Below are 13,649 nucleotides of genomic sequence, written 5' to 3' on the forward strand. Positions count from 1 at the left end.
TGGCACACAGATGCCGTCGGGGGCAGTTACAGCATCAAAGCCGCGTGATGGCGGAAAGCGTCTCAGCGGACTCCCCATCATCTTCTCACGGGACCGTTTCCACTGCGCCGCCGGTACGGGTGATTTTCAGATCGGCCTTTGCTGTTGCAAGATCCAACAGTTGGTTTCTGATTGGTTCAGCACAATACTGAATTCACCAAAATTTGCTTTTAACATCAGAATGATCGTCTTCGGGTTGTGTTTGCGGTCAGCTTCAACCAGAACCGCGATTTCAAACCCAACACATCTGTGTCGAAGTCAACCGAACTTAGGGTTTCTTGAAGAATTCAGAGGCCGGGATCTAAAATGAACAAGAAATACACGGTCCAACCGGATGAGGAGCTATCCCCTGACGACCGCCAGAAACTTTCTGGCCTTCTTGGCTTTGCTCAAGGTGTCCTGACCGCGCGCGAGAAGGTCCAGATGACCATGTCAGCAGGGCTTGGTGTCTTTCATGAAGGTGATATGCAGGGACTTCCCGGCCTGCATCTCGATTGCGATGATGGCTCCTGGCTGCGCATCGACAGACAGCGTGAAACCAAACCGCCAGAGCCAGTCGACTACGTCGCCAGCTTCCTGACCGTGGGGCCCACCGATCCCGCCAAGCCGCCGGTCATGAAAAGCGCCATCTCGATCGAGGTTTCGATCGAGGAGGCCTCCGACCTGGAAGAGGCGGGTTTGCTGCGGCCTGAAAACGTAAAGGCGATCATTGCCGATGGTGTCGAGATCGAAAACCACGTCAAGATCGTCCTTCTTGCCGAAGACTGCAAGGAAATGCAGCGGGATTTCCAGCGCTATACCCGTGGCCCTTGGGCTGACTGGGCGCGAAATGAAAAACCGATCCGGAAATCGATCTCCTTTTACAACGACCTCTTCAAGATCCACGCCAGCATCCACACGGCTGAATCCACCCCGCCCGAGCTGGTCTGGGGCATCGGGATCGGCCGATGGGAGCATGCCGGCCAGAGGATCGACATGCCGATCGTGGAACAGCTGGTGGATATCGAGGTCGAAGACGGTGGTGCGATCGCCATCCATCCTCGCGACCTTCCGCCAACCCTCTCGCTGAAGCCCTATCTCGAAATCGAGATCGATGGCTCCCCCAAGCTTCAGCGTGACCTGCAAGATCGTCTTGCCCAGATCATGCAAGGCGACGCGGAGATCTCTCCCTTCACGACCGCACTCGAGCCCATCCTTGATACCGCCGCCTCGAACCTTTCGAGTACAGGTGAGCATATCGACCGGGTTCGCATCGATGCCGGTGAAGCCCTTCCTCGCATCGGCTCCGATCTTAGGATCGCCTCGAGCTGGGCCATCTTTGGCCGGCCGCGATCGCACGAGGCTCGGTCTCAGGATCTCGATGCCCTGCGCAAGCGGATCGCGGATCAGAACATCTCCGTGCCGTCATCCGTCAAGGGCTTCGCAAAGCCGCCTTCCGATGTCGCTCTTGCCGCGGTTTCCGACTGGGGCATCGACAGCACCATTCTGGCCGGGGCAGGGGAAAACACCTGGAACTCCCCGTCCGGTTCCAGAGCATCCGATCGGGAGCCATCCGCCAGCCCTGTGGGCGGGGCGGCTGCAATGCTGAACTCGAGGCGGGTGCATTTCTTCCCTCTCCCCTTCAACGAGGAGCAGGGCAAGATCTCGAGCATGATCGACGACAAGTCGCTCCACGTCGCAACGGTTTCCGGCCCTCCCGGCACCGGGAAAAGCCACAGCATCGCGAATATCATCAGCCATCAGATGGCGACCGGAAAGCGTGTGCTTGTCACCGCCCGGACGCCAGAGGCTATCGCCGCGGTGCGCGAGAAACTTCCCAAGAGCCTCCAGCCCCTCGTCATCGCCTCGGTCGGCACCGACCGCGAGAGCGCACAACAGCTGCAGAATGCTGTCACAGAGCTTTCGAACGAAGTCGTTGGACTGAATATCGACGAAGCTCTCGCCACGAAAGCCATGCTTGAGCGCAAGATCGTCGATTGCGACAACGAGGCTGCGCAGGCGGACCTGAAGCTTGCAGAGATCGCCCGCACCAACCTGGCGCCTCTTGAGTGGCAGGGGAAAACCCATCCCCCGATGGATCTCGTCGAAATCCTCGAAGCCGATGCCGAACAGCATGGCTGGTTCACCGACCGGCCAAAGGATCTCCCGCCTTCGCAGTTGGCAGATCTTCTTCATTACCTCAGGCAGGCTCTGCCCGAGCTCGCTGGCGACATCATCTACGCCGGCGCAGATCTTCCACAGCCGGACGAGTTGCCCGCAACAGCCGACCTGATTGCCGCCCATGATGTGGAGCTTGCCTGGAACTCCCGCGAGGTGGTCGACTACTCCGGCGCAGCTAAAATGGCGCTCGACAGCGCCGGCGCCGAAAGCCAGGCGCGCAACGTTCTCCAGGAACTTGAGGCTTGCGCTGCTGCAATCGAAGAACTGGGTGAACAGGAGCACGATCTCGCAGCTCTCGCCATCCGGAACGAGGCTCCGCTCGACTGCTCCGCGATCGAAAAGATCCGGGACGTCCTCGCCCGGCAAGAAAATCTTGAAGCGATCGCCACTGTTCGTTTCTCGCTCGACGCATGCAGCCTGGAGGATTTTCAGGGCGCGGCGCAACGCGGCGGCGCCGGTCAGAAGCCGGTTGGTTTCTCGCTTTTCGGCGGGGCTCTCAAGCAGGCTGTTGCCAGCGTCCGCGTCAACGGCGAACAGCCCTCAAATGCTGATGACTGGCGCGCAGTCCATGCAGCCTGCCGCCTGAAGAAAAGCAGGGACAGCATCAACAGCGCCCTCATGCCTTTCATCGAGTTCGGTGTCATGGGGTCTGTGCCCCACGAGCCCTGGGCGCTCGCGACATACCTGAAAGACAGGCAGTCAGAAGCAAACCGCGCGCTGGAGATCGCACGACGTCTCGTCCCCATTCGCATAGCGCTGCGTGCTCTCTTCCCTTACGGCCTCGACATCGACGGGCCAATCAAGGCGCTTGATTGCCAGCCTGCGCTCTTCGCCCTGCGCGCCAACCTTCCGGATGCGCACCGCACGCCTCAGGCGCTCACCACCCTCACCGCGATTGCCGGCAAGAAGGCCCTGCCGATTTTCGGTGCCATGCGCGACCTTGCGTCCGCAATCGGCCAACCGGAAACCGATCCTCAGCAGATCGTCACCCTGCGTGGCGAGATCACCAGGGAGATCACGCGCCTCTCCGAGATTGCTTCCCGGCTCAAGCAGCTGGGTGCAGCCCTGAAAGTGCTTTCCGACTGCGGTGCGCCGGAATGGGCCGAGCGCCTGAAAGACGATCCTCTCAACGCACCCTCCCTGATCCCCGACAGATGGCAGGCGGCCTGGAGCTGGGCCATGATGACAACCCGCGTCCAGCACATCATCGAACTCGGCAATGGCGACGAATACCGCAAAGCCAAGGCCGACGCGATGCAGCGGCGACGCAAACACTTCGAAGATCTGATTCGTGTCCGCACCCTGCTGGGCCTCGCCCGGCGCATGACGCCGCGCGTGCGCCAGGCGATGGAAGCCTTCACCCAGGCCATTTCCAAGATCGGAACCGGCAAGGGCAAGAAGGCGCCCCGTTTCATCCGGGCGGCACAGGAAGCGGCACGACAGGCCTCTTCCGCAGCGCCGGTCTGGATCATGCCCGAATACAAGATCCCCGAACAACTACCGCCTGAGTTCGGTGATTTCGACCTGGTCATCCTGGACGAGGCCTCTCAGAGCGACATCACCGCAATCGCGGCGCTGGCACGCGGCAAGAAGATCCTTGTCGTGGGCGACGAGGCACAGGTCTCGCCAAGCGCGGTCGGTATTTCCGTTCAGAAGATCAATGCGCTGCGCGCCGAGTTCCTCGACGGGCTGCCCAATGCCGGGCTGATCGACGAGAACACCTCGATCTTCGAGATGACCAAGCGCATGCACCCCGAGAGCCATGTCATGCTGCGTGAGCATTTTCGCTGCGTGGCGCCGATCATCCAGTTCTCCACCCGCTTTTACAACAATGCCCTGGTCCCGCTCCGGGTGCCGAAGGCCTCCGAGCGCTTCGATCCGCCCTTGGTGGATGTCTACATTCCCGGCGCCGTGCGCCAGGGCAAGACCAACCCCTATGAAGCCCGCTGGATCGTCGACGAGATCGCCAAGATCATCGATGACCCGGCCCATAAGGGGCGCGATATCGGCGTGATCTCCCTGATCGGCGGCGAGCAGGCCGAGAAGATCGGCCGCATGCTGGTCGAAGACGAGCGCATCGGTCCGGAGAAAATCGAGGAGCGCCGGATCATCTATGGCGACGCGCGCACCATGCAGGGGCAGGAGCGTTCCATCGTCTTCCTGTCCATGGTGGCAACCCCTGGCCGGGTGACATCCCAAAGCTCCAAGCCTGACCAGCAACGTATCAACGTGGCCATGAGCCGGGCCCGGGACCGACTTTACCTCGTTCGCTCCGTCGGCCTCGAGGATCTCAAGCCCACCGATATCAAGGCGGACATCCTTCACCACTTCGCCGACCCGATGCCGAATGGCCGGGTCGTTACTGGCACCGAAAGCGCCGACCTCATGGACCGCTGCGACAGCGGCTTCGAGCGCGAAGTGCTGGGCCGGCTCCTCGAGGCGAACTATCGCGTCCGCCCGCAGGTCAAGGCCGGCGGATTCTCCATCGACCTTGTGGTCGAAGGCCACGATGATCGCCGCCTCGCCATCGAACTCGACGGAGATCAATATCACGGGCCCGAAGTCTGGGGCCGGGACATGGCGCGTCAAGCCGCCCTCGAACGCGCCGGTTGGACATTCTGGCGCGTCTTCGGCAGCCAGTGGAATGCCCAGAAGGAGTTCTGGTGGAAGAACCTCGTTGAGACACTCGATCGGATGAAGATCGACCCGATTGGGGCGATCACGATCGACGAGCGCTTCACCGAGACGATTGTCGTCGATATGTTCACCGAAACAGGCGACGCACCCCCGGCCTTCGCGGATCTACCGACCGACGAAGACGCTCACGCTGACTAGGAAGTCGCGGATGCTTCGATGCCGCCGGTGCCAACGCCATCGGTGGCCGCTCTGCGTGACGAGAACGCGACGCCTTCAGAGACGCTGGGCGCTCAGGTCATTATGGCGTCAGCGACACCCGAGGCCTTCGCATCGAGGTCAGGGGGCTGTTACAGTCCGGATGCTGTGGATGACCTCCTTGTCGATGACGGTGATGAAGGTCGTGTCTTTGCTCCGGGCTTCCGCTGTGGGCTTTGGCGCTTGAGTCGGCGTGTAGGTCGGGAACTTTTTCTGAATGCCGGTTTCCGAGTAGTCGCCCTGTGCTCGTGCCAAGTTGACTGTGGATACATCCTCCATCGCCGCTGCGACACGAGCGATCAGACGGGAGCGAGATACCGAATCGACCACGAGGTGATGCCGCGCAAGCACAACATCGGCAAACCCGCCGAAGCGCTCCTCCATTGCGGATTGTTGTGTTGTCGCGGTTGGAATCATCAACTCAGCGTAGGGGCCATGGCGGCCCTCACGGGAATCAGCGTCAAGCTTCGCGACTCGCTTCCAGCGGTCCGGCTCGCCGGGGTTGTCATCGAAGATGTTGAGGAAGTCGGCGAGGATCTCACCGGACAGGGCGACGGCATCCTTGTGCGACAGAGGCTTCGGTCCGGACCTGAGCGCCTCCCAATGCTGCTCAAGCGCCGCTTGGCTTTCGGCCAGTCTTTCGTGCGCAGCGATGCCTTGGCGTGTGGTCAGCTACGCCTGACTGATGCGCTCTGCGACCGGGATGGCAACGGTGGTTTCGCTTGCCTTGCTGGCCACGTCGGTGGGGACGTGAAGCCGGAGGTAAAATGTCGATCCGATCAGGACGGGTTGGGGCATAGCACATCTCATCATGTACCACCTCTATGTACCAGTGAGGCGGCACAAACTCCTGATAAACAGGATTTTTAGTGATTTCAATGCGTTGAAGTGGTGCTGCTGGAGAGAATTGAACTCTCGACCTCTCCCTTACCAAGGGAGTGCTCTACCTCTGAGCTACAGCAGCGCCGTCCACCGTGTGGCCCGTTGTGCCATCTGGTGTGGGCGGGTCTCTAAAGGCAAAGTTCAAAGCGCGCAAGCCCTTCTGGACGGTTTTTTCACGCTGCTTTAAAGAAGGTCCATGAAGCGCAAGACAGCCAGCCCTAAATCAGGGAAACCAGACCGTGAGGCGCGGCTCAAAGCCGCGCTCAAGGCGAATCTTGCCCGGCGCAAGCAGCAGGCGCGGGCGCGGCAGGATGAAAAGCCCCAAGAGGCGCAGAGCAGCGAGAAGGACACAGAATAGATGGATTCCATCGTCGTCACCGGGAACGGCCCGCTTTCAGGCCAGATCCCCATTGCAGGTGCCAAGAACGCCTGCCTGACCCTCATGCCCGCGACGCTGCTGTCGGACGAGCCGCTGACGCTGACCAATGCGCCGCGCCTGTCGGACATCCGCACCATGACCACGCTGCTGCAATCGCTGGGGGCCGAAGTGTCGGGGTTGCAGGACGATCAGGTGCTCGCGATGTCGAGCCACGATCTGACCTCGACTCGCGCCGAATATGACATCGTGCGCAAGATGCGCGCGTCGATTCTGGTGCTTGGCCCGCTGTTGGCGCGTCATGGCGAGGCGCAGGTGTCGCTGCCCGGCGGCTGTGCGATTGGCGCACGCCCCGTCGATCTGCATCTGCGCGCGCTAGAGGCGCTGGGGGCAGAGCTTGACCTGCGCGAGGGCTATGTCCACGCTAAGGCCCCGATCGGCGGGCTGCACGGCGGGATCATCGAATTCCCCTTCGTTTCGGTCGGCGCGACGGAAAACGCGCTGATGGCCGCGACGCTGGCCAAGGGTACCACCGTCATCAAGCGCGCCGCGCGCGAGCCCGAGATCGTCGATCTGGCGCAATGCCTGCGCAAGATGGGCGCGCAGATCGAAGGCGAGGGCACCGACACCATCACCATTCAGGGCGTCGACCGGCTGGGCGGGGCGACTCACCGGGTGGTCACCGACCGCATCGAACTGGGCACCTACATGCTGGCTCCGGCAATCTGCGGCGGCGAGGTCGAATGTCTTGGCGGCACCATCGCGCTGGTCGAAGCCTTCTGCCACAAGCTTGACGAGGCGGGGATCTCGGTCGAGGAAACGCCGAGCGGGCTCAAGGTCGCGCGCAAGACCGGCGACGTGAAGGCGATTGATGTGACCACCGAGCCATTCCCCGGCTTTCCGACCGATCTTCAGGCGCAGATCATGGCGTTGCTGTGCACCGCCGAGGGCACGTCGGTGCTGGAGGAGAAGATCTTCGAGAACCGCTTCATGCACGCGCCAGAGCTGCTCCGCATGGGCGCACGCATCGATGTTCACGGCGGCACCGCTACGGTGACCGGGGTGGACCGGCTGAAGGGCGCGCCGGTGATGGCCACCGATCTGCGCGCCAGCGTGTCGCTGATTCTTGCCGGGCTGGCCGCCGAGGGTGAAACCGTGGTGAGCCGGGTGTATCATCTGGATCGTGGCTATGAACATGTGGTGCGCAAGCTTTCGGGTGTGGGCGCAAAGATCGAACGGGTGAAAGACGCGTGAGTGATGCAAGATTCGAAGACGCTGGCGGCGCGCCGCTGAACCTTGGCGCGATGGACGCCGATGATCTGACCGTGCTGTCGGCGCTGCTTCAGGATGCGGTGCTGACCGCGTCGGACATCGCATGGCAGAAACGCCACCGGCGACTGGCGCTGCTGGTGAACCGGCTGCGGCGCGAGGATGGCATGCATGTCTCGCCCCCCGAACGGGTGCGCGCGATGCTGACGGTCGAAAACGTGCTGGGGGTTTCGGCGCAGGGCGTCACGCCGGGCGACACGGACACGGTGCTGTCGATCCTGTCGGTCAGCTTCGAGCCGGGTGAAGAGGGCAGCGGCCATGTGCTGTTCACCCTCGCCGGAGACGGGGCGTTGAGGGCAAAGGTCGAGGCGCTGGAACTGGGGCTGCGCGACGTCACGCGCCCCTATGCGGCAGTGTCGGGCAAGCTGCCCGATCACGGCGGCTAGCGCTTTTGCCCCGCGCGGCATATGCCGCAAAGATGACGGGGCGGGGTTGCCGGGCTGGCCCTGCCGCCTTAGAGGCTTGCGCAGCTTGCGAAAGGATACGTGATGCCGGTGTTTCTTGACACGTCCGAGCCCGATTTCGAGATTGAATTCGCGCGGCTGCTCACCGCCAAGCGCGAAGACAGCCCCGATGTCGACGACACCGTCGCGGCGATCATCGCCGAGGTGCGCGCGCGTGGCGATGCGGCGCTGCTTGACTATACCGCGCGCTTCGACAGGCTGGAGTTGACGGTAGAGCAGCTGCGCTTTACCCCCGAAGAGATCGCCGCCGAATGCGCCAAGGTCTCTGCCGAGGAACGCGCCGCGCTGGAAAAGGCCGCAGAGCGCATCCGCGCCTATCACGTGCGCCAGATGCCCGATGACGCCCGCTGGACAGACCCGGACGGCGCGACGCTGGGCTGGCGCTGGTCGCCGGTTTCGGCAGCGGGGCTGTATGTGCCGGGCGGGCTGGCAAGCTATCCCTCGTCGGTGCTGATGAATGCGATTCCGGCCAAGGTGGCGGGGGTCGAGCGGCTGTGCATCACCGTGCCGACCCCGGACGGCGTGATCAATCCCGCCGTGCTGTTGGCCGCCCGCATCGCCGGGGTCGACGAGATCTACCGCCTTGGCGGCGCGCAGGCCATCGCCGCGCTGGCCTATGGCACGCAAAGCGTTGCGCCGGTCGACAAGATCACCGGGCCGGGCAACGCTTTCGTGGCGGCGGCCAAGCGGCGGGTATTTGGCAAGGTTGGCATCGACATGATCGCCGGTCCGTCCGAGATTCTGGTGATCGCCGATGCCGACAATGACCCCGAATTCATCGCGCTCGACCTGTTGAGCCAGGCCGAGCATGACGAAAGCGCCCAGTCGATCCTTGTCACCACCGATGCCGCCTTTGGTCAGGCGGTCGCGGCCGAGATCGACCGCCAGCTTCAAGTGCTGGAGCGCTCGGTCATCGCCGGTGCAAGCTGGCGCGATTATGGCGCGGTGATCGTGGTTCGGGATCTGGATGAGGCGGCGGCACTGTCCGACCGCGTCGCGCCAGAGCATCTTGAACTATGCGTCGCCGACCCGGTGGCGCTGTCGGAACAGATCCACCATGCGGGCGCGATTTTTCTGGGGCAATGGACTCCCGAGGCCATTGGCGATTACGTCGGCGGGCCAAACCACGTGCTGCCGACGGCGCGCTCGGCGCGGTTCTCGTCGGGGCTGTCGGTGCTGGATTTCCTCAAGCGTACGACGCTGGCGCAGATGTCGCCGCAGGCGCTGCGCGCCATCGGCCCGGCCGCCGAAACCCTTGCGACGTCGGAAAGCCTTCAGGCCCACGGGCTGAGCGTTACTGCGCGGCTGCGCAAGCTCAACGGCTGATCGCGGCGCTCGTCTGCGCGGCCTCGGGGGTGCCGAGGTCCGGCGCGGGCAGGGCGCTGGCCGGGCCGACCAGCATCAGCATGGCGTCTTCGCAGCGGAAATAGGCGTCATGCACGCTGGCGAGTTCGAAGATGCTCAGCCCCCGCGGCAAGCGCGGGCTGCGCGAGGCGGCAAAGACGCGCGCATGCGTCTCACCAAAGCCGCCGCCTTCCGTGCGCCGCCGCGGTACCGGCACGCGCGAGCTGAGCATGTCCTTGGCGAAGACGATGTCGATCCAGCCCTTCAGGCGGGTCGGGGCCTCGTAGCACTTGGCGATCTCGGCTTCGATCAGCGGCTCCTGCTGGGTCACCAGCCCCAGCATCGACCCCCAAGTGAACAGCACCACGCCGTCATTGCGATCGCCGAATTCCGCCAGCGCATCCACCGCGATGACCCCGCCCAGCGAATGGCCGACCACGTAGATCTCATCGTAGTGCACGGTTGGGTTGGTCTCGAGCTGGTCGAGCAAATCCAGCACCCGCCGGCGGGTCATCGCCCGGATGCCCGCAGGCTGCCCGCTTTGTGGCTCGTCGCGCAGATAGGACTTGAGATAGGCCGAGATGCTGGAAAAACTCTCAAGAAGCCCGGCGCCCCAGACCAGCACCAAGATTGACATCACCGTTTCCGTCAGCAGCTAGTCCCACGCCAGCCATCGGTGTAATGGCTCAGCGCGACGGTTTGCCCGTCACGCTCCTGAGAGCGCATCTTGCGGCCAAAGCCGGGCACCCGCACGAATGCGCGGTTGCTCATGGCGGGTCCCCCTGAAAAGCTGTCATGCGATGAAAACCTGTGGTGTAAATGCGCTGTGAGCTCAGCATGAAACACGCTATGCGGGAATAACCCCGGCGTCGGGCCATCGCGGTTGCGCCGGTAGCGGGGGCGCGCTACCACTTCGCGACCCGCTGAAGGATGCCGCTCATGAGCCACATCTCGCAGATCGTCCTTGACGATGCGAACCTGCCGCCGCCCACGCCCGAGATCGAGCAGGAGCGCAAGGTGGCGATGTTCGACCTTATGGAAGAGAACAGCTTTACGCTGCCAATGCGCGACGAGCGCGAGGTACCCGCCGGGCCCTATACGCTGGCCCTCGCCATCCGCGAAAAGCGCCTCGTTTTCGACGTGGCCAGTGAAAGCGGTGAACCCTGCGCCGAATTCCACCTGTCGCTGTCGCCCTTCCGCGAGGTGGTGCGCGACTATTTTCAGATCTGCAAAAGCTACTTCGATGCGGTCAAGACCGCGACGCCCGGCCAGATCGAAACCATCGACATGGCCCGGCGCGGCATTCACAACGAAGGTGCGCGCATCCTGCAAGAGCGGCTGGAGGGCAAGGCCGATGTCGATGACGCCACCGCGCGCCGCCTCTTCACGCTGATCTGCGTGCTGCATTTCGGAGGCTGACATTTGGCCAGCCTGCCACAATCGGTGCTTTTTTGTTGTGACCACAATGCCGTCCGCTCGCCCATGGCCGAGGGGATCATGAAGAAACTCTATGGTTTTGAAAGCTATGTACAGTCGGTCGGGGTGGTCAACGATCTCGATGTCGACGGTTTTGCCATTTCGGTGTGCCGCGAAATCGGGGTCGAGCTTGATCATCACAAGTCGCGCAGCTTTGAAGAGCTTGAAGAGATGGGAGAGGCGCTGTCGGGGTTCGATCTGATCGTCGCCATGTCGCCCGCCTCGCAGCGCGCGGCGCTGGACCTCACCCGTTTCTACCACTTGACGGTGGAATACTGGCCGATCATGGATCCGACGGGGCTGGGCGAAACCCGCGAGACCAAGCTCAACGCCTATCGCCAGACCCGCGACCAGATCCGAGAGAAACTCAAGAGCCGATGGGGAGCCACATGAGCGCCACCGACACGATCCGCGCCTATTTCGAAGCCTTCAACGCCGGCGACACCGAGGCGATGCTGGCCTGCCTCGACCCGGAGGTGGCCCATCACGTCAACGAGGGGCAGGTGCGCATCGGCAAGGTCAAATTCGCCGAATTTTGCGCCCATATGAGCCATTGCTACGCCGAAAATCTCACCGACATGGTGATCTTCGAAGCCGAGGGCGGCAGCCGCGCCGCCGCCGAATTCACCGTGAACGGCACCTACCTCAAGACCGACGCCGGCCTGCCCGAGGCGCGGGGCCAGACCTACCGTCTGCCCGCCGGATCGTTCTTCAGCCTCAAGGGGGGCAAGATCACCCGCGTGGTGACCTATTACAATCTCGCAGACTGGACCCGTCAGGTTTCTTGATGCGTGTCGAGGTTCTGACAGGCGCCGCGCTGGACGCGGCGCTTGACGACGTAGCCCACCTGCGGATCTCGGTGTTTCGCGCGTTCCCGTATCTCTACGACGGTGATCTCGCCTACGAGAGGCGCTATCTCGAAGCCTATCACGGCACTGAACGGGCGGTTCTGGTCGGGGCCTTCGATGGCACCCGCCTCGTCGGGGCGGCGACCGGCACGCATATGCTGGATCATGCCGAGGAATTCTCCGGGGCCTTCGAGGGTCATGGCATCGACCTGACAACGGTATTCTACTGCGCCGAATCCGTATTGCTGCCAGAGTATCGCGGGCAGGGCGCCGGACATCGGTTCTTTGATCTGCGCGAGGCGCATGGCCGGGGGCTGGGCTGTACCCTGAGCGCGTTTTGCGCGGTGCAGCGCCCGGCGGATCATCCGCTGCGGCTCGCCAGCTACGCCCCGCTCGACCCGTTCTGGCGCAAGCGGGGCTATGCGCCCCTGCCGGATGCGGTTGCGACTTTCCGCTGGAAGGACGTGGGCGAGACGCAGGAAACCGACCACCCCCTGCAATTCTGGATCAGACCTCTCGATCCGCAAACATCTTCTTCTGGCCTTAAATATCCCGGGGTCCGGGGCAGCGCCCCGGCTTCGCTCTCACCAACAGGACTCAAGCCATGAAACTTGCCACCGCCGCCTATCAGATGGATTTCCTCAATAGCTGGGACGATTACGTCGCCAAGCTCACCGAATGGGTGTCCGAGGCGGCCAGCAATGGCGCCGAGCTGATGGTGTTTCCCGAATTTGGCTGCATGGAGCTTGCAACGCTGAAGGGGCGGGCCACGGCGATGGATCTCGAAGCCTCGCTACACGCCGTGAATGAGCTGATCCCGCAGGTCGATGCGCTTCATGCCGAGCTTGCAAAGGCGCATGGCGCCCATATCCTTGCCGCCTCGGCGCCGGTCTTCGATCCGGCCTACGGTCCGCGCCCGGTGAACCGGGCCCGGTTCTTCGCCCCTTCGGGCGACATGGTGGTTCAGGACAAGCAGATCATGACCCGTTTCGAGCGCGAAGACTGGGACGTTGTCCCCGGTTGCCCGTTGCAGCTCTTCGACACCAGTTTTGGGAAGATCGGCATCCTGATCTGCTACGACAGCCAGTATCCGCTTCTGGGCCGGGCGCTGAGCGAGGCGGATATGATCCTCGTGCCCTCGACCACCGAAGCCGCCTATGGATTCAACCGCGTGCGTTCGGGGTGCCGGGCGCGAGCGATCGAACAGCAATGCATCACCGTGATGTCCTCGACCGTCGGGGATTGCGATTGGTCGACCTCCGTCGAAACCAGCCGGGGCAGGGGTGGCGTCTTTGGCCCGCCCGACACCGGCTTCCCCGAGGACGGGATCATCGCGCAGGGGGTCATGGACCGGCCCGGCTGGACCTATGCTGACGTTGATCTTGACGCGGTGGCGCGGGTCCGCAAGGATGGAGTCGTGCTCAACCGCACCCACTGGGACGAGCAGGCCGGACGGGATCACCCCGCCGAATTGCGGAGCCTTTCGTGATTTCGCTATTCTAGCCTTGAAAAGCCGCGCGTTTGGGCGCATATCCTGACGCGTTCCGCGAGCTTTGGCGGAATAGCGACTTCAGGAGACGACATGGCCAAGGAAGACACTCTCGAATTCCCCGGCGTCGTAAAGGAACTCCTGCCCAACGCGACATTCCGGGTCGAACTCGAGAACGGCCATGAAATCATCGCGCACACGGCAGGCAAGATGCGGAAAAACCGCATCCGCGTTCTGGCAGGCGACCGGGTCCAGGTGGAAATGACCCCTTACGATCTGACCAAGGGTCGGATCAACTACCGCTTCAAGTAAGCCTCGCATGGGCCTGAAGACACCGGCAAACTCCGCTT

Annotated in this window: 16 protein-coding genes and 1 tRNA gene; 12 read left to right on the forward strand and 5 right to left on the reverse strand. The window is 62.9% G+C overall.

What is annotated here, in order from left to right:
- Together KO516_RS06610 and KO516_RS06615 are read left to right on the forward strand one after the other, a co-directional pair.
- Window positions 1-349: hypothetical protein (locus tag KO516_RS06610; RefSeq protein ID WP_216003002.1), on the forward strand; the 349-nt coding region annotated here is incomplete at its 5' end.
- A complete protein-coding gene (locus KO516_RS06615) occupies window positions 346-5,034 on the forward strand; it encodes an AAA domain-containing protein (RefSeq protein WP_216003003.1) in 4,689 nt (1,562 codons plus the stop codon). The genes KO516_RS06610 and KO516_RS06615, both read left to right, overlap by 4 nt.
- 138 nt (window positions 5,035-5,172) lie before the next feature.
- Here KO516_RS06615 and KO516_RS06620 read toward each other — a convergent pair whose 3' ends face one another.
- The 3 genes from KO516_RS06620 to KO516_RS06625 form a co-directional block, all read right to left on the reverse strand.
- Complete coding sequence (locus KO516_RS06620; protein WP_216003004.1) at window positions 5,173-5,475, reverse strand: hypothetical protein; 303 nt, start codon at window positions 5,473-5,475, stop codon at window positions 5,173-5,175.
- 288 nt (window positions 5,476-5,763) lie between these two features.
- Entirely contained in the window at window positions 5,764-5,889 is a 126-nt protein-coding gene (locus KO516_RS24520; protein ID WP_256444155.1) for a hypothetical protein, read from the reverse strand.
- Between the two features lie 91 nt (window positions 5,890-5,980).
- Window positions 5,981-6,055: transfer RNA gene (locus tag KO516_RS06625), tRNA-Thr, on the reverse strand.
- Between the two features lie 114 nt (window positions 6,056-6,169).
- Here KO516_RS06625 and KO516_RS06630 point away from each other — a divergent pair.
- The 4 genes from KO516_RS06630 (at window position 6,170) to hisD (ending at window position 9,468) form a co-directional block, all read left to right on the forward strand.
- Complete coding sequence (locus KO516_RS06630) at window positions 6,170-6,331, forward strand: hypothetical protein (protein ID WP_216003005.1); 162 nt, start codon at window positions 6,170-6,172, stop codon at window positions 6,329-6,331.
- Window positions 6,332-7,603: a UDP-N-acetylglucosamine 1-carboxyvinyltransferase gene (gene murA / locus KO516_RS06635; RefSeq protein ID WP_216003006.1), complete on the forward strand. Its 1,272-nt coding sequence runs from the start codon at window positions 6,332-6,334 to the stop codon at window positions 7,601-7,603. It abuts the gene before it with no gap.
- Window positions 7,600-8,064 carry a DUF2948 family protein gene (locus KO516_RS06640; RefSeq protein ID WP_216003007.1) on the forward strand — a complete coding sequence of 155 codons (465 nt, stop codon included), beginning with the start codon at window positions 7,600-7,602 and terminating at the stop codon, window positions 8,062-8,064. The genes murA and KO516_RS06640 overlap by 4 nt, the downstream gene beginning before the upstream one ends.
- A gap of 102 nt (window positions 8,065-8,166) precedes the next feature.
- On the forward strand, window positions 8,167-9,468 hold the full coding sequence (hisD, locus tag KO516_RS06645) for a histidinol dehydrogenase (protein WP_216003008.1): 1,302 nt from the start codon (window positions 8,167-8,169) through the stop codon (window positions 9,466-9,468).
- Here the strand turns inward: hisD and KO516_RS06650 are convergent.
- Together KO516_RS06650 and KO516_RS24525 are read right to left on the reverse strand one after the other, a co-directional pair.
- The gene (locus KO516_RS06650) at window positions 9,458-10,123 is read right to left on the reverse strand and encodes an alpha/beta hydrolase (RefSeq protein ID WP_216003009.1); all 666 of its coding nucleotides are present in this window, start codon (window positions 10,121-10,123) and stop codon (window positions 9,458-9,460) included. The genes hisD and KO516_RS06650 overlap by 11 nt on opposite strands.
- 11 nt (window positions 10,124-10,134) lie before the next feature.
- Complete coding sequence (locus KO516_RS24525; RefSeq protein ID WP_256444158.1) at window positions 10,135-10,257, reverse strand: hypothetical protein; 123 nt, start codon at window positions 10,255-10,257, stop codon at window positions 10,135-10,137.
- A gap of 168 nt (window positions 10,258-10,425) precedes the next feature.
- Between KO516_RS24525 and KO516_RS06655 the strand changes: the two genes are divergently transcribed.
- The 6 genes from KO516_RS06655 (at window position 10,426) to infA (ending at window position 13,611) form a co-directional block, all read left to right on the forward strand.
- Window positions 10,426-10,905, forward strand: a complete 480-nt coding sequence (locus KO516_RS06655) for a UPF0262 family protein (protein WP_216003010.1) — start codon at window positions 10,426-10,428, stop codon at window positions 10,903-10,905.
- Between the two features lie 3 nt (window positions 10,906-10,908).
- Window positions 10,909-11,355 carry a low molecular weight phosphatase family protein gene (locus KO516_RS06660; protein WP_216003011.1) on the forward strand — a complete coding sequence of 149 codons (447 nt, stop codon included), beginning with the start codon at window positions 10,909-10,911 and terminating at the stop codon, window positions 11,353-11,355.
- The gene (locus KO516_RS06665; RefSeq protein WP_216003012.1) at window positions 11,352-11,750 is read left to right on the forward strand and encodes a ketosteroid isomerase-related protein; all 399 of its coding nucleotides are present in this window, start codon (window positions 11,352-11,354) and stop codon (window positions 11,748-11,750) included. Before KO516_RS06660 ends, KO516_RS06665 begins: the two co-directional genes overlap by 4 nt.
- The gene (locus tag KO516_RS06670; RefSeq protein ID WP_216003013.1) at window positions 11,750-12,418 is read left to right on the forward strand and encodes a GNAT family N-acetyltransferase; all 669 of its coding nucleotides are present in this window, start codon (window positions 11,750-11,752) and stop codon (window positions 12,416-12,418) included. Before KO516_RS06665 ends, KO516_RS06670 begins: the two co-directional genes overlap by 1 nt.
- Complete coding sequence (locus KO516_RS06675; RefSeq protein ID WP_216003014.1) at window positions 12,415-13,299, forward strand: carbon-nitrogen hydrolase family protein; 885 nt, start codon at window positions 12,415-12,417, stop codon at window positions 13,297-13,299. The genes KO516_RS06670 and KO516_RS06675 overlap by 4 nt, the downstream gene beginning before the upstream one ends.
- Before the next feature lie 93 nt (window positions 13,300-13,392).
- Window positions 13,393-13,611, forward strand: a complete 219-nt coding sequence (infA, locus tag KO516_RS06680; RefSeq protein WP_005620785.1) for a translation initiation factor IF-1 — start codon at window positions 13,393-13,395, stop codon at window positions 13,609-13,611.
- Window positions 13,612-13,649: the final 38 nt, after the last annotated feature.

It is taken from the genome of Citreicella sp. C3M06, assembly GCF_018860705.1.
Classification (GTDB): Bacteria; Pseudomonadota; Alphaproteobacteria; order Rhodobacterales; family Rhodobacteraceae; genus Salipiger.

Excerpts from the sequence above, each read along its gene's own strand:
- KO516_RS06665 (WP_216003012.1), top strand. The coding sequence starts at position 11,352 with ATGAGCGCCACCGACACGATCCGCGCCTATTTCGAAGCCTTCAACGCC.
- infA (WP_005620785.1), top strand. The coding sequence starts at position 13,393 with ATGGCCAAGGAAGACACTCTCGAATTCCCCGGCGTCGTAAAGGAACTC.
- KO516_RS06675 (WP_216003014.1), top strand. The coding sequence starts at position 12,415 with ATGAAACTTGCCACCGCCGCCTATCAGATGGATTTCCTCAATAGCTGG.
- KO516_RS24520 (WP_256444155.1), bottom strand. The coding sequence starts at position 5,889 with ATGCCCCAACCCGTCCTGATCGGATCGACATTTTACCTCCGGCTTCAC.
- KO516_RS06655 (WP_216003010.1), top strand. The coding sequence starts at position 10,426 with ATGAGCCACATCTCGCAGATCGTCCTTGACGATGCGAACCTGCCGCCG.
- hisD (WP_216003008.1), top strand. The coding sequence starts at position 8,167 with ATGCCGGTGTTTCTTGACACGTCCGAGCCCGATTTCGAGATTGAATTC.
- KO516_RS24525 (WP_256444158.1), bottom strand. The coding sequence starts at position 10,257 with ATGAGCAACCGCGCATTCGTGCGGGTGCCCGGCTTTGGCCGCAAGATG.
- KO516_RS06650 (WP_216003009.1), bottom strand. The coding sequence starts at position 10,123 with ATGTCAATCTTGGTGCTGGTCTGGGGCGCCGGGCTTCTTGAGAGTTTT.
- KO516_RS06615 (WP_216003003.1), top strand. The coding sequence starts at position 346 with ATGAACAAGAAATACACGGTCCAACCGGATGAGGAGCTATCCCCTGAC.
- KO516_RS06620 (WP_216003004.1), bottom strand. The coding sequence starts at position 5,475 with ATGGAGGAGCGCTTCGGCGGGTTTGCCGATGTTGTGCTTGCGCGGCAT.
- murA (WP_216003006.1), top strand. The coding sequence starts at position 6,332 with ATGGATTCCATCGTCGTCACCGGGAACGGCCCGCTTTCAGGCCAGATC.
- KO516_RS06670 (WP_216003013.1), top strand. The coding sequence starts at position 11,750 with ATGCGTGTCGAGGTTCTGACAGGCGCCGCGCTGGACGCGGCGCTTGAC.
- KO516_RS06630 (WP_216003005.1), top strand. The coding sequence starts at position 6,170 with ATGAAGCGCAAGACAGCCAGCCCTAAATCAGGGAAACCAGACCGTGAG.